This is a genomic window from Polaribacter atrinae, from assembly GCF_038023995.1.
In the GTDB taxonomy this organism is placed as follows: domain Bacteria; phylum Bacteroidota; class Bacteroidia; order Flavobacteriales; family Flavobacteriaceae; genus Polaribacter; species Polaribacter atrinae.
Genome location: NZ_CP150660.1, coordinates 2,609,970 through 2,627,686, shown reverse-complemented (window position 1 = coordinate 2,627,686; position 17,717 = coordinate 2,609,970). Strand labels below are relative to the sequence as shown.

Here is a 17,717-nt window from a genome sequence, read left to right as displayed (position 1 = left end):
TTTAAGACACCTTAGGCAATAAAACTAAACTTTCTTAACTGAAAACTATACTATTACAACAAATTAGACTCTTTATTTAAAGTTACTAAATATTTAACATTTTAGTGAAACGACAAAAAAATTGAAACCTATATTCTAAATACACAATAACCCGCCATGAGGCGGGTTATTGTGTATTATAAATTTTATGAAAATATATTTTTAAGAATTATTCAATAATTTCTTAGCCATTTCTTTCCCTAATTCTACACCAAATTGGTCATAACTATAGATATTCCATAAAATTCCTTGAGTAAAAATTTTATGTTCATACATTGCTATCAGTTTCCCTAAAGAACGAGGTGTTAATTTATCGAAAAGAATTGCGTTACTTGGTCTGTTTCCTTCAAAAACTTTAAAAGGTAATAATTTTGCAATTTTATCTTCATCACCAGAAAACTTTAATTCTAAATGCACTTCTTCTTTTGTTTTACCAAAAGCTAATGCATCCATTTGTCCGTAGTAATTAGACATTAATTTTTTATGATGATCTGTTAAACCGTATAAAGATTCTTTGCAACCAATAAAATCTGCAGGAATTAATTTAGTTCCTTGGTGCACTAATTGCATAAAAGCATGCTGCATATTTGTACCTGTACTTCCCCAAACAATCGTACCTGTTTGGTAACTTACTTTTTCACCACTTCTATCTACACCTTTACCATTACTTTCCATAATAGCTTGTTGCAAATACGCAGGAAGTTTTGCTAAATACTGAGAATATGGTAAAACTGCTTCTGTTTCTGCACCATAAAAATTATTATACCAAACACTTAACAATGCTAAAATTACTGGAATATTTTTATCGAAATCCTCATTTTTATAATGAAGATCCATTTCTTCTGCTCCTTCTAAAAGTTGCTTATAATTATCATATCCTACAGATAAACTAATAGACAAACCAACTCCAGACCAAAGTGAAAAACGACCACCAACCCAATTCCACATCGGAAAAACGTTACTCTTATCAATTCCAAAATTATCTACTGCTTCTAAATTTGTAGAAACCGCTACGAAATGTTTTGGGATATCAAAAATAGTTGCCGATTTTAAAAACCAGTTTTTAAGTGTTTCTGCATTTGTAATCGTTTCTTGGGTTGTAAATGTTTTAGAAACAATTACAAATAAAGTAGTTTCTGGATTTAAAGTTTTCATAACTTCAGAAACATGATCTCCATCTACATTAGAAACAAAATGTGTTGTTAATTGGTTTTTATAAAACTTTAAAGATTCTACAACCATATCTGGTCCTAAATCAGACCCTCCGATACCTATATTAACAATATCTGTAATAGATTTACCTGTATACCCTTTCCATTTACCAGAAATAACTTTGTTAGAAAAACTTTTTATTTTTCTTAAAGCTGCTTGTATTTGTGGTTTAATATTTTTTCCTTCTACTAAAATAGGTTCATCAGAAGTACTTCTTAATGCCGTATGTAAAACTTCTCTTCCTTCTGTAACATTAATTACTTCACCTGCATATTGCTTATCAATTGCATCTTTTAGATCTACCTCTTTTGCTAACTCTACTAATAGGTTAATCGTTTCTTGGGTGACTCTATTTTTAGAAAAATCTACTAATAAATCATCAAATTTTAAAGAAAAATCTTCTTTTCTATTTGTTTCTTTATCTAATTCTTTTATACTGATATCTTTAATATCATTAAAATGATTTGTTAATGCTTTCCAAGCATTTGTTGTAGTTGGATTGATGTTTTTTAAAGCCATTTTATTTTAATTTTGTGCTATTCTTTCTATAACTTCTGGTTCTTTAACCGGAAGAATTTTATTTTCTAATTGATATTTAAGCGGTTTAATGAACTCTAAATATTCAGGTAATAAAGTTTTCTTTAAAGGCTCTGCAGAAGGTAATTTTTCTTTAAATGGATCCACTTGTTTACCATGTTTCCAAAAACGATAGCAAACATGCGGTCCACCAGTATTTCCTGTCATACCCACATAACCAATAACGTCTCCTTGTTTTACATACTGACCTTTCTTTACATTCTGATTTCTCATATGTAAATATTGGGTTGAATATGTACTATTGTGCTGAATTTTAACAAACTTACCATTACCACCTCTTCTTGTAGATTCTACAACAGTTCCACTTGCTGTTGCTAAAATTGGTGTTCCTATTTTTGCTGCAAAATCGGTACCTTTATGTGGTTTAATTTTATTACCATAATAGGCAATTCGTCTTCTTAAATTATATCTTGATGATATTCTATATTGAAATTTTATAGGGGATTTTAAAAACTGACTACGCAACATATTTCCATTCTCATCATAATATTCAGGAATCCCTAATTTAGAGTCAGACACATATCTAAAAGCTAGTAAACTTGTTCCATTATGGCTAAAAACAGCCGATTTAATATTTCCATATCCAGCAAAAAGAGAATCTTTAATAAATTTCTCTTCAAAAACAAGTTTGAATGAATCTCCTTTTTGAAGTTTATAAAAATCTAAAGTCCAAGCATAAATATCTGCAACAGCATACGTTAAACTTGGTGATAAATGCAGACTATCCATTGTATTAGACAGGTTAGAATAAATTACTCCTTCTACAATTCTCTCTACAGTTTTTATAGGCTGCTCATAAACATGCGTTTTAATTATTGAATCTTTAAAATCAATTACTGTAGCATTTATTACACTATTTTTATAAATAAAAACCTTAGCTTCTTCTAAAGTATCTTTACTAGATAAAATTAAGTAAGGTTTCCCTGCTCTTAATCTTCTAACATCAAACTCTTCTCTTATTGAGGTAGATATTTCGTTAATTTTAGGATACCCTACATGGTGTCTATCTAAAATTTCTCCAAAACTTTCTCCACTTCTAATAGTGTCTTGAATTAATGTATAATCATCCGTATTATACCCATATTTAAAAACGGGTTTAGGTTTTATTTTCTTAGGAGGTGTAACGGTTTTCTCAACTTCTTTCTTACAAGATGATATAGAGGTAATTAAGACTAAAAGGAGGATTATTTTTCTCAAGAATAAGTGCTATTGAATGTAATTTCAAAAGTACAAATAAAAAATATTTCTGAGGCTGCTATCTTAATGAAGTTCCGATAACGGTTTCGTTAAAAATTACTTAATTTTTAATGAAAGGGTTTGCCAACCCCTTATAAGACTCTAATTCAGCCCTTAAAGAGCCAACAGCCAAATCTGCTTTTATTTTAATTGGTATTTTATTTGCATCTGCAGTTATCCAAAGGGTAACACTTTCTTGTGCTTTAAAAACTCTACCCGACTGCACCAAAGGTCTAAAAATTAAAGTATTTACTTTTCCGAATTTAGTTTTTAAAGTTTCTGTTCCTAAAAAACGTAATTTAAAAGGATAAATTTGAGAATCTAAAAACATATCGATAGCAATTTCCTCTCCCACTTTCATACCTGTAACATCTTTATTTCTTAAATAGTAAAAAGATGAAAGTATGTCTTGTACTTTAGAAAATGCTACTGAAGTATCTTTTTGAACGGTAAAATCCTGAACATAGGCTTTATTAGTATTGTAATTAAAAGAAGTAATTCGATGCTTTTTATAACCGCCTTCATCAATTTTTCTTTTAAAAAGATAGGGTTTCACAGAATCTTTATCAAAATAAGATTCATAGACATCATCTACTTCAAAAAACCATTTGATCATGCCAGAAGTCCAACCAGTTCCTTTGGTATAATAAACAGTTTTACCATGAAGTTCTTTTTCATTAACTTCTAAAACTGCAGTTCCAGCTCTTAAAAAACCACTGTAACTCATTTTATAACGCAACAGCTCTCCGCTTTTAAAAGCATCTAAATTTTCTTGACTATTAGCCGTTGTCAAAAAAAGAAAGGCAAAAAATAATAGGGTAAATTTTCTCATAAAAATCAAACTTATAAAAAAGTAATGACAATTACCGTTCCAAAACGATAAAAAGCTACTTGTTAACTATTTAAAAATGTCTCTCTAAGTAATAAATGGACTTAAAATGTTCCCCAATTTTTCAATTCTTCTTCACTCCATAAATACGGATAAAAAATTCTTCGTTGGTATTTTGGGTGCATATACTTACGCCAACTACTACCACCTGTTGCCTCTAAATCTTTCTCTTTGCCACCAATATATTTTGCTGCTGCATTATAATGTGCCATTACCCATTTTACATTTACCGTATAATCATAATGACGCATGGCTTTAATTAAGGCTTTATTTTCTTGGACTTCTTTGGGTAACTGTTTAAATTTTAAAGACAAATTAATATCATTATAATCTTCCATAAAATCGATAAAATCGCCCATATATTTTTGTTCAAAAAGGTTTAATAAGGTAGATTTTTGTCCGGTTGTATAATTTTTACCTGCAGCTTGCCAATACAAATGGTTGTAGGCATTTTTAAATGAAGAATTTCTATCGATATCATCTCTAAAACGTACATCTATTAAATTAATTAATTCTGTGGATGCAAATTCTATTTTACGGTATTGTGCACTTTGAAATCCACTTGCAGGCGTTAAAGTGTTTCTGAATTTTAAATACTGTTCTTTCTCCATTCCATCTGCCATGACATTAAAAGAACTACACAACATATCAAAATAACGGCTAATTCTACCTAAATGCAAAGAAAATTTATCTGCCGTAACTTCAATTGTTTTTGCAACCTGATCAATTTCCCACAAAATCATTTTAAATAACAACTCATTTACTTGATGATACATGATAAAAACCATCTCATCTGGCTGTGTGGTTCTTGGTGTTTGCAAACCTAAAAGTGCATCTGTTTGAATATAATCCCAATAGGTAATTGGTGTACTCCATAACAAGCCCTCTAACATAGAATCTACAGGAACTCCTAATTTATCATACTTTTCTTCTATTGCTTTTAAAATTTCGTCTCTGTTCATATTTTTTTAAGAATCAAGATAATTAGTCCCAAGAAACAAGAATTTTTTGATTTTTGGAGTTTATGTATGCAATTTAATGTAAAAATTAAAGATTATTTCACTTTTTTATTGAAGTTTTATTAAAATAAAAAACCAAGAACTAAGGTAATAAATCTTGATTCTTGGCTCCTTTTTAGCTTGTTTCTTCTTACAAAGTCCCTCTTTTAGCTTGCTCTCTTTCTATAGATTCAAACAAAGCTTTAAAGTTTCCTGCTCCAAAACCTTTTGCACCCATTCTTTGTATAATTTCGAAAAACAAGGTTGGTCTATCTTCAATTGGTTTTGTGAAAATTTGCAACAAATATCCTTCTTCATCAGCATCAATCATAATACCTAAACCTTTTAGTTTTTCGATATCTTCTTTTAACTCATGGCTGAATTCTTCTAATCTTCCTGGAACAGATCTATAATATTCATCTGGCGGAGTTGATAAAAATTCTACTCCGTTTGCTTTTAATTGCGAAACTGTTTTAATAATATCATCTGTTGCAACGGCAATATGTTGCACACCTGCACCTTCATAAAAATCTAAATATTCTTCTATTTGAGAACGTTTTTTTCCTTCTGCTGGTTCGTTTATGGGGAATTTTATACGCCCGTTTCCATTAGACATTACCTTACTCATTAATGCTGAATATTCAGTATGAATCTGTTTATCATCAAAAGATAAAAAATTGACAAACCCCATAACATCTTCATAAAATTTCACCCACGTATTCATTTGGTTCCAACCAACATTACCTACCATGTGATCTATATATTTTAAACCCGCAGTTGGCGGATTGTAATCGGATTCCCATTTTTGAAAACCTGGTAAAAATGCACCGTTATAGTTTTTACGTTCTACAAACATATGTACCGTTTCTCCGTAGGTGTATATTCCGGCTCTTACCACTTCTCCGTACTCATCTGTTTCTACCGTTGGTTCCATGTAAGATTTTGCGCCACGTTTTGTGGTTTCTTCATATGCTTTTCTTGCATCTTCGACCCAAAGTGCTACAATTTTTACACCATCGCCATGTTTTACAATATGGTCATTAATTGGCGATTTGCTATTAAGGGGCGTTGTTAACATCAACTTAATTTTGTCTTGTTTTAACACATAACTCACCGAATCTTTAGAACCCGTTTCTAATCCGCGATATGCGTGAGATTGAAAACCAAAAGCTGTTTTATAAAAATGTGCTGCTTGTTTTGCGTTACCAACGTAAAACTCTACATAATCTGTTCCTAAAAGTGGAAGGAAATCTTGTGCTCCTTCAAATATTTTTTCTAAACCGTAGTTTATTGATTTTATATCTTTTTTACTCATCTGTATGTTTTATAGAACAAAGAAAAAAGACTTTGAGAGCTTATTTTGAAACCCATTGTCTTTTTTTGAAATTCTTGAATTTTTGCTTCAACCTTTGTTAATTGTTCTTTATTTATATAATTTCTGTTACAAGCTATTATTAATTGAGTTTTGAGCTCGAAAGAAGAACCTAAAGCGATAGCAATAAAGCGAGAAAAAGATTTATCTGTTCTCGATGATCCTTCTGCAATATTACTTGGAATAGAAACTGAACATCTACTAATTTGAGAAATTAAACCAAATCTTTAAATTCTTATAATTATGTCTTTTTCTAATGGTCATAATCTCTTTTCTTGCTTCTTGCTTCTCCTTTCTATTTACTCCAACCACGATTTATAATACTCTTCATCGGCAATTTTCATAGCTTCTTCTGTAACCATTAAAGGTTTAAAAGTGTCTACCATAACTGCCAATTCTTCCGTTTTTGTTTTTCCGATACTTTTTTCTGTAGTTCCTGGGTGTGGACCATGAGGAATTCCGGCTGGATGCAAAGAAATATGTCCTTGATCGATATCGTTTCTACTCATAAAATCACCATCTACATAATACAAAACCTCGTCTGAATCTATGTTACTGTGATTGTATGGCGCAGGAATTGAATTGGGGTGATAATCGTACAAACGGGGTACAAAACTACAAATTACAAATGCATTTGTCTCGAAAGTTTGATGCACTGGCGGTGGCTGATGAATACGACCTGTGATGGGTTCAAAATCGTGAATTGAAAATGCATACGGAAAATTATAACCGTCGTAACCCACCACATCAAAAGGATGTGAAGCGTAGGTCATTTCTATAATTTCGCCTTGTTTTTTTACTTTGATAAGAAAATCGCCTAACTCATTATAGGTTTCTAACTCTTGGGGTCTTCTTAAATCTCGCTCACAAAAAGGTGAGTGTTCTAACAATTGACCAAAGTAATTTCTATATCTTTTTGGAGTGTAGACAGGTGAATAAGATTCTACAATAAAAAGTCTGTTATTCTCATCATCGAAGTCTAATTTGTAAATAATTCCACGTGGAATTACTAAATAATCTCCGTATTTAAAGTTGATGTTACCAAGATGTGTTCTTAATTTTCCGGTTCCTTTATGGATAAAAATCACCTCATCTGCATCTGTGTTTTTATAAAAATATGCTGTGGTAGATTTTTTTGGTGCCGATAAAATAATATTACAATCAGCATTAGTTAAAACAATTTTTCTACTTTCTAGATAATCGTTTTCTAGCGGCACTTGAAATCCACGAAAACGATACGATTGAATATTATTAGATTTTGCAATTTTTGGTTTTACAGAATATTGTTTACCAATATGCTTAACCATTGTTGGTCTGTGCTCGTGATACGAATTGGTAGACATTCCGTCGAAACCAATGGTACCAAACAATTGCTCGTAATATAAGCTTCCGTCTTTTTTACGAAACTGGGTGTGTCTTTTAGGTGGAATTGTTCCTAATTTGTGATAAAAAGGCATAATAAAAGTTTAATTGTTGAACTGTTAAATCGTTTAATTGTACTTTTTATAAGATGAAATTCCTTTTGATGGTTTTTAAATTATAAACTATAAAAATGGAATGACAACAAGTTGCGCATCATTCTGGATTGCGTTTTATTAAGAATTTTAGAAAAGTAAGTAAATCTGAAAACATCTCAATCGATTTCGTTGTTCTACAAATATAACAAAAGATTGTTAGAAGATTGATTTACAGAATTAAAAAACTATAACCTTAAAAAATCTTGAAAAGGAGTAAATACTACTAAAAGAATTAAAATACCTGCTAAAATAGTAACAAAAGTAGAAGTTTTTCTTTCAGCTATTTTAAAATAAACATTTGTACTATTAGATTGTAGTAAAATATCATTTGATGGATATATGGGATTGTCTAATATCTCTTTTTTAGTATTACTCTTTGGAATCTTTTGGTAATAAAAGAGTAAGCATGAAATTAATACCAATGAACCTAAAGCAAAAATTAATAGATCATAAGCAGTTATAACCCTATCGAAAAAAGGAAAAAAAGGCAATAAATTAAGGCTATTCATGAATTGTAATTTTATCTAAGATAAGCTAAATAATTAAAAATCCCTTCAGATTTTTAAAACCTGAAGGGACTTATTTAATAATTTATATAATGAAACCCTGAAATAAAATTTAAAAGGTTCTCTAGGTAACTTTTCTAAAAATGATGTTAATCTATCTTTTTAACGACTGCTTTTGGTGCTTCTTTACGTGTACCATCAAAACCATCTACACCACCAACAGTTGTGTATTTCATTACATATTTTTTATCTGGAAAGATACGTTGGTATGCACTTTGACACATTAAAGTTGCTTCGTGAAAACCACATAAAATCAACTTTAATTTTCCTGGATATGTGTTTACATCTCCAATGGCATAAATACCTGGAATATTGGTTTGATAATCTAAAGCGTTGTTTACTTTAATAGCATTTTTTTCTATTTCTAATCCCCAATTTGCAATGGGACCTAATTTAGGAGATAAACCAAACAAAGGAATAAAATGGTCTGTTTCAACTGTAAATGGCTCTTCTCCTTTCTGAACAACAGAAACACCTGTTACTTTATCTGTACCAACAATTCCTTTTACTTCTGCAGGTGTAATCATTGTAATTTTACCTGCGTCTTTTAATTCTTGCACTTTATCTACAGAATCTAAAGCTCCTCTAAATTCGTTTCTTCTATGTATTAAAGTTACAGATGAAGCTACCTCTGTTAAAAATATTGACCAATCTAAAGCTGAATCTCCCCCACCAGAAATAACTACTTTTTTATTTCTGTAAAATTCTGGATCACGAATAATATACTCTACTCCTTTGTCCTCGAAATCTGTAATATTAGGAATTGGCGGCTTTCTTGGCTCAAAAGAACCTAAACCACCTGCAATAGCAACTATTTTTGCATGGTGCTTTGTACCTTTATTTGTAGTAACTATAAAAGTACCATCTTCTTGTTTATCTATTGTTTCTGCTCGTTCTCCTAAAGTAAAACCTGGCTCAAATTGTTTAATTTGCTCCATTAATTTACCGGTTAAATCGCCCGCTAAAATTTCTGGATATGCAGGAATATCATAAATTGGTTTTTTAGGATAAATTTCTGAACATTGCCCACCTGCTTGAGGTAAAGCATCTATTAAATGACAACGTAACTTTAATAAACCTGCTTCGAAAACAGTAAAAAGTCCGGTTGGGCCTGCTCCAATAATTAAGATATCTGTAGTAATCACTTTTTTTATTTTATTTTATTATTACGAGAAACGAAGCCATCTCTTTAAATAAACAGATGGCTTCGTTTCTTGTAATAACGCTATTTTATACTAATGTGCGCGTTAGGGATTGAAATGGCATCCTTTTTATTTCTTTTCTAAAATAAAAAGATATAATGTAAAGCCCGACCTTTAGGAAACGCCCAAAATTATATTATTTCTAATATCTAAAAACTGATTAAAATCAGTTTACGCAACATTTATAACTTCTGTAATTTGTGGCGCATACTTTTTTATAGTTGCTTCTACACCATTTTTTAAGGTCATTTGATTTACAGAACAACCAGTACAGGCACCTTGTAATTGAACATTAACAATATTATCTTCTATAGATAAAAGTTTAATATTACCCCCATCACTCATTAAAAAAGGGCGAATTTCTTCTAACGCTTTTTCTACATTATTTAATGTTTCTTGTGCTGTCATATCTTATTTTTTCACTGAGCTACATCCACTCATTGTTGTAATTCTAACAACTTCTGTTGGTGGTAAATCTGCATTTCTTTTTAATAATTCTGATACCATTTCTTTAGTAATATCATTAAAAGCTTTTTCTAAAACAGTACCATTTTGTAAAGCCACTGGGTGCCCAACATCTCCTGCTTCTCTAATACTTTGTACTAAAGGAATTTCTCCTAAAAATCTAGTTTTAATGTCTTCTGCTAAGTTTTTAGCACCGTCTTTACCAAAGATGTAGTATTTATTATCTGGCAATTCTTCTGGTGTAAAGTACGCCATGTTTTCGATGATTCCTAAAACAGGTACATTAATGTTTTCTTGTTGAAACATTGCAACTCCTTTTTTAGCATCTGCCAATGCGATATTTTGTGGTGTACTTACTACAACTGCTCCGTTTATTGGTAAGGCTTGTACAATTGATAAGTGTACATCTCCTGTTCCTGGAGGTAAATCGATTAAAAGAAAGTCTAACTCACCCCAATTACCATCAAAAATTAGTTGATTTAATGCTTTTGAGGCCATTGGTCCACGCCAAATTACAGCCTGATTTGGGTCTGTAAAAAAACCTAAAGACAATAATTTTACTCCGTAATTTTCTACAGGTTCCATTTTAGATCTACCATCTACTTTTACAGAAAGTGGTTTTGCTTTTTCTACATCAAACATTATATGCTGTGATGGTCCGTAAATATCAGCATCTAAAACACCTACTTTAAAGCCCATTTTAGCTAAAGAAATAGCTGTATTTGCTGTTATTGTAGATTTACCAACACCACCTTTACCAGATGCAATTGCAATAATATTTTTAATATTAGGAATCGCTTTTCCTTTAATTTGATTCGGGTTTACTTTTTCTGCTGGCTTTTCTACCTTTACGTTAACTTTTACAGTAATTTGCTCGCTAACATTGGTTTGAATAGCCTTGGTAATTTCCGTTTCAATCTTCTTTTTTGCTTGTAAAGTTGGGTTGCTGATGGTAACATCTACCTCTACTTCATTGCCAAAAGTAACAACGTTAGTTACATTATTGTTTTCTATTAAACTTTTACCTTCTCCGGGAGCGGTAATTGTTTCTAATGCCTTATATATATCTTGTTTCTTAAAACTCACGTTTTCTTATATTTAATCTTACTTGCAAAGATACGTTTTACTGCTCAGAAAAGAAAGTTTGTAGATTGTGAATATTTATGTTTAGATAGTTGAAAATGATAAGGCTTTATAACAACAAGCAAGAAACCTTAAGACAACTCATCCGTAGGATTCCAAAAAACTTTTTCTAAATTTTGAATTTGATTTTCTATTACAATAATTCCTTCGCTCTCTAGTAATTGCTGCATAAGGTTTGTACCATCAAAATGATGTTTGCCCGTAAGCAATCCTTTTCTATTTACAACTCTATGTGCAGGAACATCATCTAAATTATGCGCTTTATTCATTGCCCAACCTACCATTCTTGCAGACCTTGCTGCTCCTAAATACGTTGCAATTGCTCCGTAACTGGTAACTTTACCATGCGGAATTAAGCGAGCTACTTGGTAAACTTTATCAAAAAAATTATCGGATTCTTTCACGTTGTGAAGATAATATTATTACACAGAATTCCACAGAGAAATTTAGAGAGTTAAAAGTGCACATTAACAACAGTGATGTTGTGAGATTCCTCAATCGCCTAAAAAAGGCTCATTTCGGAATGACAGTAGCAGGTTTTAATGAAAATTAATAATTGGAAATGATAGGAATAAATAATATTGATTTTCAGCATCTAAAAACCGACCTACTTTTGAATTTCGTTATAATTCAAGTTTTACGGAATGGCAAGTGTCCAAAGAACGCAGTGGTCTGGACACGTGAATGGAATAAAATGTAGAATTTTAGAAATTTAAAATAAGTCTAGATTTTTTTGTTTCGTTTTTCATCAATGGAAAAAAGAAAAGAAAATTATTAAACAGAGTTTAGATGAGAAAAAACAAAGATTCACGGAGTTAAAAATAAGAACTTACAATTATATGGTAATGAGATTCCTCAATCGCCTAAAAAAGGCTCATTTCGGAATGACAGTAGAGCGTTTTAATGAATGTTAATAATTGGAAATAATAGAAATAAATAATATTGATTTCAGAAGCTAAAAACCGACCTACTTTTAAATTTCGTAATAATTTAAGTTTTATAGAATGGCAAGTGTCCAAAAAACGCAGTGGTCTGGACACGTGAATGGAATAAAATGTAGAATTTTAGAAATTTAAAATAAGTCTAGATTTTTTTGTTTCGTTTTTCATCAATGGAAAAAAGAAAAGAAAATTATTAAACAGAGTTTAGATGAGAAAAAACAAAGATTCACGGAGTTAAAAATAAGAACTTACAATTATATGGTAATGAGATTCCTCAATCGCCTAAAAAAAGCTCATTTCGGAATGACAGTAGAGCGTTTTAATGAATGTTAGTAATTGGAAATAAAAAACTAGTACTCATTAAAATGAATACTAGTTTTTTATTATACCTAATAAATTCTTTAATCACCTAAAAAATATCCATTTTAGGAATGAAAAAAATTAATATTTTAATCTAAACTTAATGTAAGTAATAGGTTTATTTACTTCTAAATATTGCTTTTCGTAAAAAGTCTGTGTTTCTGTCACTTCTTTTGGTGCTCCTTCATTTTTATACACAGTATGGTTTGCGTATAAAATTTCATGTCCCTCACCATGCAACAAACCTAAAGTATAACCATGCATAAATTCTGAATCTGTTTTTAGATTCATAATTCCTTCTTCATTAAGAATATGATGGTATTTTTTCATAAAACTAGAATTGGTCATTCGATGTTTTGTGCGTTGATACTTAATTTGTGGATCTGGGAAGGTGATCCAAATTTCTGAAACTTCATTTTCGGCAAAAATAAAATCGACCAACTCAATTTGAGTTCTTACAAAAGCCACATTATCTAGATTTTCTTCTATAGCAGTCTTTGCACCTCTCCAAAAACGAGCGCCTTTTATATCAATACCAATAAAATTCTTATCCGGATTTTTTCTAGCTAAAGCAATGGTATATTCTCCTTTACCACACCCTAACTCTACAACAATAGGATTGTTGTTACCAAAAAAAGAATGCCACTTACCTTTATGAGAAAAATCTGTTACTACTTCTTCTCTAGTTGGCTGAATGACATTTTTAAACGTTTCATTTTCTTTGAAACGTTTTAGTTTGTTTTTGCTTCCCAAATTATTATTTTAAGCTTTATCTTCTGTTCCTTCTCTCTTAAACTTAAGAGTTTGCCCCATCCAATATGCGAATAAACATAATAAAACTACTAGAAATCCCCAGTTTACTGCATTAGAAATCCACCAACCAAAATCTGCATGTGCTACACTTAAACGTAACCAATGGAATGGCGTAAATAATAAATCGGTAAATAAACTACCAATCCATCTAAAAATATTGCTTGCTATCATAACTTAATTATCTTTACGCTGCAAAAATAACAAAAGAAACGATGCTAGCCAATTTTTTAGAGAAATCTAAACCAATCAATTTTATAGTCTATTTTGGACTCTTTTTTTGCTTCTTTATGATTACCATTTTTTCTAACTTATTAACAGGTAATTTCACTTGGCTTAAAGCCCTAGAAAACACCTCTTTTTTAGGACTCTTTTTAATTGTTTTCTTCTTTTACAATTTTATCGTCTCAAAAAATAAATTAACGTTTGACCACTCTTATGCGTTCTTCCTTTTTATATTAACAAGTATTCTTTTTATTCCTAAGCTGCTTGCGGTTAACACCTTGATAACACTAATAATTTATCTTCTATTTTTAAGAAAAATATACAGCTTGCGTTCTCATAAAAAGGTGATTCAGAAATTATTTGATAGTGGTTTTTGGTTAGGTATACTTTTTATTCTGAACCCTTTTTCCTTGATTTTTCTCATTCTAATATACACTTCTATTCTATTGAGAAAAAAAGTTTCTTTCCATACTTTACTAACTCCAATTATTGGATTTATTTCTCCCTTAATTATCTATTTTGCGTACTTGTTTTGGTATGATTCTGGCGAAGAGTTTAAGCAACTTTTTATTTTTAATAATATAAATAGCGTATTTATTTATGCAAAAGACACCACTCTTTGGATTTTTGGAACAGTCCTTTTATTAACGATCAGTTCTATATTTTTAAAATCTCCTAAGGCATTATCTGTGAATAATTCTTTTAAGAAAAGCTGGATTATTTTAATCCTGAACTCAATTATTGCTGTTGTTTTTGCATTAATGATTAGCAACAAGAATGGTTCTGAAATTGTTTTTTTAATGATACCAGCATCTATTATTATTGCAAATGGATTTGAGGTAATCGAAAAAATGATTGTTAAAAATATTCTATCAGGATTACTCTTAATAGGTACAATTCTAACTTTTTTCTTGGTTATAATTTAGTTCCAAAAGCTAAATCTCCAGCATCTCCTAAACCAGGAACAATATATCCTTTACTGTTTAAGTCATCATCTATAGCGGCAATCCATAAATGTGTATTTTCCGGAAATTTATCTCTAATAAACTCAATTCCTTCTTTAGAAGCAATAACCACTAAAATATGAATTTCTACAGGTGTTCCTTGTTTCTTTATCGCCTCATAAACAGACACTAAAGATTGGCCTGTTGCCAACATAGGATCTAACAATAATAATGTTTTATTTTCAATAGATGGAGCTGCAAAATACTCTACTACAATTTCAGATTCTACACTATTATTTGGATGATGACGATATGCTGAAATAAAAGCGTTTTCTGCATCATCAAAATAATTTAACACTCCTTGATGCAAAGGTAAACCTGCTCTTAAGATGGAACATAAAACCACATCGTTATTAGATAATTGTTCTGTCTTTTTACCTAAAGGAGTTTCAATAGAAACATTTTTATAAGAAAGTTTTTTACTTAATTCATAGCCCAAAACCTCACCAATTCTTTCTATATTTCTTCTAAAACGAAGTGAATCTTTTTGAATTTTTACATCTCTAATTTCTGCTATAAATTTGTTAAGAATAGAGTTTTTTTCTTGTAGGTGGTGAATAATCATTGTAAATAATTTTAGAATAACAAATGTAAAGCAATTGTATAAATTTGTATCTTGCAAGTACACAAAAGATTAAATATTAACAAAAAAAACTAAAAAATGGGAATTTTTTCATTCATTAAAAATGCAGGAGCAAAAGTTTTTGGCATTGGAAAAACTACAGAAGAAGAAAACGCAGATAAATCTGAACAATTAAGAAATGCTATTACCGCTTTAAATTTAGAAGTTACAGATTTAGGTATAGAAGTAGAAGATGATGCTGTAAAACTTTGGGGAGAAACGGCAGACTTAGCAACAAAAGAAAAAGTAGTTTTAGTAGTAGGTAACACCAATGGTGTTGCTACTGTAGAAGACAATTTAACGGTTGCAGAAATAGAGGTAATTGAAGAAGCTGCAATGGCTCAATTTCATACAGTAGAAAGCGGGGATACTTTAGGTAAAATTGCTAAAACATATTATGGTAACGCAATGAAATACCCTGTTATTTTTGAAGCAAACAAACCAATGTTATCACACCCAGATAAAATTTATCCTGGTCAAGTTTTAAGAATACCACCATTAGTCGATTAAATTAAAAATCAACAAACCAAACCTTAAAAGAGTTTCAAAATATATTTGAAACTCTTTTTTTATACTCTAAATTAAATTTTATCCTCAACTTTGCAGGCGAACACTAGAATTTTTTATCTTGAAAATAAACCAAAGAACATTAGCATTAATTGCCGTTTCTATAGCTACGATAATTTATGGACTTAACTATACCATCGCTAAAGAAGTAATGCCTACTTATGTAAAACCTTACGGTTTTATCTTAATAAGAGTTATGGGTGCAACTGCTATTTTTTGGATTCTTGGTTTATTTATTAAATCACAAAAAATAGAAAAACAAGATTATAAAAAAATAGGATTAACTGCCCTTTTTGGTATTGGTTTAAATATGCTATCCTTTTTTAAAGGTTTAAGTTTAACTACACCAATTAGTGCTTCTGTTATAATGGTAACATCACCAATTATGGTGTTAATTTTTTCTAGCATCTTAATTAGAAAACCAATTGGTAAGCAAAGAATTTTAGGAATTATTATTGGTTTAATAGGTACCGTATTACTTATTACTTACGGAAATTCATCAGACTCTAGTGCTACAAATAGCAATTGGGGAAACTTTTTAGTATTTGTAAATGCAACTTCTTATGGTTTGTATTTAGTTATCTCTAAAAACTTAATTGCAAAATACCATCCTATTACTCTTGTTAAATGGCTCTACTTATTAGGTTTACTATTTATTATCCCTTTTGGTTACGGAGAATTTACAGAAATTATTTGGCAAGAAATACCAACTAATATTTATTGGAACATTGGTTATGTAATTGTTTTTACTTCTTGTATTACCTATCTTTTTAATTTGTACGGTTTATCAAAATTAAAACCTACAACAGTTAGTGTTTTTACTTATTTACAACCTGTAATCGCTACAATTTACGCATTAATTATTGGGAGCGATTCTTTAAATTATATTAAAATAGGAGCAACATTACTAATCTTTTGTGGTGTATATTTAGTAACCAGGCAAGTAGAAAATTCTCCTAAATAAAAACTATATTTGCTCCTCATCTAAAATGTTGATTTTATGATTCAATCTATGACTGGTTATGGCAAGTCTGTATTACAATTACCTACTAAAAAAGTAACCATAGAAATTAAATCTTTAAACAGTAAAAACCTCGATTTAAACGTTCGTATTCCTTCTTATTATAAAGAGAAAGAATTAGCAGTTCGTAAAAAACTAGCAAGCGCCTTAGTTCGTGGTAAAGTAGATTTTTCAATTTTTGTGGAAATGACTGCAGATGAAACTTCTACAACTATAAATCACGGGGTTGTAAAAGAATACATGCAACAACTAAGAAACGTTGTACAAACAGGGACTACAGATGATGTTGAATTATTGAAAATGGCCGTAAGAATGCCAGACGCTTTAAAAACAGAACGAGAAGAATTAGATGAAAACGAATGGAATCTTATCAACCAAAGTGTAGATATTGCCATTAAAGACATTGTACAATATAGAATTGATGAAGCTGCTTCTTTAGAAATAGATTTTAAAGAAAGAATTGCCAATATTAAAACCTATTTAGAAGAAGTAAAAGCTTTGGATGGAGATAGAGTAGAAAACGTTAAAACACGTTTAAAAAAGGCTATCGACGATTTAAAAGTAGATACAGATGAAAATCGTTTTGAACAAGAATTGATTTATTATCTAGAAAAATTAGATATTAATGAAGAAAAAGTTCGTTTAGCAAATCACTTAGATTATTTTCTACAAACAATGGATTCTGAAGATTCTAATGGTAAAAAATTAGGATTTATTGTTCAAGAAATGGGACGAGAAATAAACACTACAGGTTCTAAAGCTAATTTTGCACCAATGCAAAAAGCAGTAATTCAAATGAAAAACGAATTAGAACAAATTAAAGAGCAAATTTTAAACGTATTGTAAAGTTTTCTGCAAGGTTTCTAAATCCTTGTGGTTATTACAATACTCAAATTATTAAAGATGCTGAAACAAGTTCAGCATGACAAAT

The 17,717-nt window shown here is 30.3% G+C and carries 19 protein-coding genes; 4 read left to right on the top strand and 15 right to left on the bottom strand.

The window, feature by feature from the left end; translation table 11 throughout:
• Positions 1 to 201: 201 nt before the first annotated feature.
• The 14 genes from pgi to WG945_RS11490 all read right to left on the bottom strand — a co-directional run bounded on the left by pgi (position 202) and on the right by WG945_RS11490 (position 13,521).
• Complete coding sequence (pgi, locus tag WG945_RS11555) at positions 202 to 1,770, bottom strand: glucose-6-phosphate isomerase (protein WP_068449149.1); 1,569 nt, start codon at positions 1,768 to 1,770, stop codon at positions 202 to 204.
• A 6-nt stretch (positions 1,771 to 1,776) separates the two neighbouring features.
• Positions 1,777 to 3,045 (bottom strand): M23 family metallopeptidase, encoded by a 1,269-nt coding sequence (locus WG945_RS11550; RefSeq protein ID WP_068449147.1) that lies wholly within the window; start codon positions 3,043 to 3,045, stop codon positions 1,777 to 1,779.
• 100 nt (positions 3,046 to 3,145) lie between these two features.
• Positions 3,146 to 3,916, bottom strand: a complete 771-nt coding sequence (locus tag WG945_RS11545) for a DUF3108 domain-containing protein (protein WP_068449145.1) — start codon at positions 3,914 to 3,916, stop codon at positions 3,146 to 3,148.
• 101 nt (positions 3,917 to 4,017) lie between these two features.
• Positions 4,018 to 4,935, bottom strand: a complete 918-nt coding sequence (locus tag WG945_RS11540) for a tryptophan 2,3-dioxygenase family protein (RefSeq protein WP_068449143.1) — start codon at positions 4,933 to 4,935, stop codon at positions 4,018 to 4,020.
• A gap of 187 nt (positions 4,936 to 5,122) precedes the next feature.
• A complete protein-coding gene (hppD, locus tag WG945_RS11535) occupies positions 5,123 to 6,286 on the bottom strand; it encodes a 4-hydroxyphenylpyruvate dioxygenase (protein ID WP_068449141.1) in 1,164 nt (387 codons plus the stop codon).
• A complete protein-coding gene (locus tag WG945_RS11530; protein ID WP_231874614.1) occupies positions 6,283 to 6,516 on the bottom strand; it encodes a four helix bundle protein in 234 nt (77 codons plus the stop codon). The genes hppD and WG945_RS11530 overlap by 4 nt, the downstream gene beginning before the upstream one ends.
• Positions 6,517 to 6,642: 126 nt before the next feature.
• Positions 6,643 to 7,800 (bottom strand): homogentisate 1,2-dioxygenase, encoded by a 1,158-nt coding sequence (locus WG945_RS11525; RefSeq protein ID WP_068449140.1) that lies wholly within the window; start codon positions 7,798 to 7,800, stop codon positions 6,643 to 6,645.
• Between the two features lie 245 nt (positions 7,801 to 8,045).
• On the bottom strand, positions 8,046 to 8,369 hold the full coding sequence (locus tag WG945_RS11520) for a hypothetical protein (protein WP_068449138.1): 324 nt from the start codon (positions 8,367 to 8,369) through the stop codon (positions 8,046 to 8,048).
• A 146-nt stretch (positions 8,370 to 8,515) separates the two neighbouring features.
• Positions 8,516 to 9,571, bottom strand: a complete 1,056-nt coding sequence (locus WG945_RS11515) for an NAD(P)/FAD-dependent oxidoreductase (RefSeq protein ID WP_068449136.1) — start codon at positions 9,569 to 9,571, stop codon at positions 8,516 to 8,518.
• A 228-nt stretch (positions 9,572 to 9,799) separates the two neighbouring features.
• Positions 9,800 to 10,036 carry a NifU family protein gene (locus WG945_RS11510; RefSeq protein ID WP_068449134.1) on the bottom strand — a complete coding sequence of 79 codons (237 nt, stop codon included), beginning with the start codon at positions 10,034 to 10,036 and terminating at the stop codon, positions 9,800 to 9,802.
• Positions 10,037 to 10,039: 3 nt separating this feature from the next.
• Entirely contained in the window at positions 10,040 to 11,179 is a 1,140-nt protein-coding gene (locus WG945_RS11505) for an Mrp/NBP35 family ATP-binding protein (protein ID WP_068449133.1), read from the bottom strand.
• 128 nt (positions 11,180 to 11,307) lie between these two features.
• Positions 11,308 to 11,640 carry an MGMT family protein gene (locus tag WG945_RS11500; protein WP_068449131.1) on the bottom strand — a complete coding sequence of 111 codons (333 nt, stop codon included), beginning with the start codon at positions 11,638 to 11,640 and terminating at the stop codon, positions 11,308 to 11,310.
• A gap of 978 nt (positions 11,641 to 12,618) precedes the next feature.
• Positions 12,619 to 13,290 (bottom strand): tRNA (guanosine(46)-N7)-methyltransferase TrmB, encoded by a 672-nt coding sequence (trmB, locus tag WG945_RS11495; protein ID WP_068449129.1) that lies wholly within the window; start codon positions 13,288 to 13,290, stop codon positions 12,619 to 12,621.
• A 9-nt stretch (positions 13,291 to 13,299) separates the two neighbouring features.
• The gene (locus tag WG945_RS11490) at positions 13,300 to 13,521 is read right to left on the bottom strand and encodes a DUF6341 family protein (RefSeq protein ID WP_068449127.1); all 222 of its coding nucleotides are present in this window, start codon (positions 13,519 to 13,521) and stop codon (positions 13,300 to 13,302) included.
• A gap of 41 nt (positions 13,522 to 13,562) precedes the next feature.
• Here WG945_RS11490 and WG945_RS11485 point away from each other — a divergent pair, with 41 nt between their 5' ends.
• Complete coding sequence (locus WG945_RS11485; RefSeq protein WP_068449125.1) at positions 13,563 to 14,498, top strand: DUF6427 family protein; 936 nt, start codon at positions 13,563 to 13,565, stop codon at positions 14,496 to 14,498.
• On the opposite strand, the gene upp is transcribed toward WG945_RS11485, so the two are convergent.
• Positions 14,488 to 15,141: a uracil phosphoribosyltransferase gene (upp, locus tag WG945_RS11480; protein WP_068449123.1), complete on the bottom strand. Its 654-nt coding sequence runs from the start codon at positions 15,139 to 15,141 to the stop codon at positions 14,488 to 14,490. The genes WG945_RS11485 and upp overlap by 11 nt on opposite strands.
• A gap of 96 nt (positions 15,142 to 15,237) precedes the next feature.
• Between upp and lysM the strand changes: the two genes are divergently transcribed.
• The 3 genes from lysM to WG945_RS11465 all read left to right on the top strand — a co-directional run bounded on the left by lysM (position 15,238) and on the right by WG945_RS11465 (position 17,632).
• Complete coding sequence (lysM, locus tag WG945_RS11475; RefSeq protein WP_068449121.1) at positions 15,238 to 15,708, top strand: peptidoglycan-binding protein LysM; 471 nt, start codon at positions 15,238 to 15,240, stop codon at positions 15,706 to 15,708.
• 124 nt (positions 15,709 to 15,832) lie between these two features.
• Positions 15,833 to 16,729, top strand: coding sequence for a DMT family transporter (locus WG945_RS11470; protein ID WP_068449386.1), 897 nt, complete (start codon positions 15,833 to 15,835; stop codon positions 16,727 to 16,729).
• Positions 16,730 to 16,777: 48 nt separating this feature from the next.
• Positions 16,778 to 17,632 carry a YicC family protein gene (locus tag WG945_RS11465; protein WP_068449384.1) on the top strand — a complete coding sequence of 285 codons (855 nt, stop codon included), beginning with the start codon at positions 16,778 to 16,780 and terminating at the stop codon, positions 17,630 to 17,632.
• Positions 17,633 to 17,717: the final 85 nt, after the last annotated feature.

What these genes read in the sequence shown, in the direction of transcription:
- hppD (WP_068449141.1), bottom strand. Translation starts at nt 6,286, where the DNA reads ATGAGTAAAAAAGATATAAAATCAATAAACTACGGTTTAGAAAAAATA.
- WG945_RS11545 (WP_068449145.1), bottom strand. Translation starts at nt 3,916, where the DNA reads ATGAGAAAATTTACCCTATTATTTTTTGCCTTTCTTTTTTTGACAACG.
- WG945_RS11485 (WP_068449125.1), top strand. Translation starts at nt 13,563, where the DNA reads ATGCTAGCCAATTTTTTAGAGAAATCTAAACCAATCAATTTTATAGTC.
- WG945_RS11465 (WP_068449384.1), top strand. Translation starts at nt 16,778, where the DNA reads ATGACTGGTTATGGCAAGTCTGTATTACAATTACCTACTAAAAAAGTA.
- WG945_RS11540 (WP_068449143.1), bottom strand. Translation starts at nt 4,935, where the DNA reads ATGAACAGAGACGAAATTTTAAAAGCAATAGAAGAAAAGTATGATAAA.
- WG945_RS11520 (WP_068449138.1), bottom strand. Translation starts at nt 8,369, where the DNA reads ATGAATAGCCTTAATTTATTGCCTTTTTTTCCTTTTTTCGATAGGGTT.
- lysM (WP_068449121.1), top strand. Translation starts at nt 15,238, where the DNA reads ATGGGAATTTTTTCATTCATTAAAAATGCAGGAGCAAAAGTTTTTGGC.
- pgi (WP_068449149.1), bottom strand. Translation starts at nt 1,770, where the DNA reads ATGGCTTTAAAAAACATCAATCCAACTACAACAAATGCTTGGAAAGCA.
- WG945_RS11510 (WP_068449134.1), bottom strand. Translation starts at nt 10,036, where the DNA reads ATGACAGCACAAGAAACATTAAATAATGTAGAAAAAGCGTTAGAAGAA.
- upp (WP_068449123.1), bottom strand. Translation starts at nt 15,141, where the DNA reads ATGATTATTCACCACCTACAAGAAAAAAACTCTATTCTTAACAAATTT.
- WG945_RS11490 (WP_068449127.1), bottom strand. Translation starts at nt 13,521, where the DNA reads ATGATAGCAAGCAATATTTTTAGATGGATTGGTAGTTTATTTACCGAT.
- WG945_RS11525 (WP_068449140.1), bottom strand. Translation starts at nt 7,800, where the DNA reads ATGCCTTTTTATCACAAATTAGGAACAATTCCACCTAAAAGACACACC.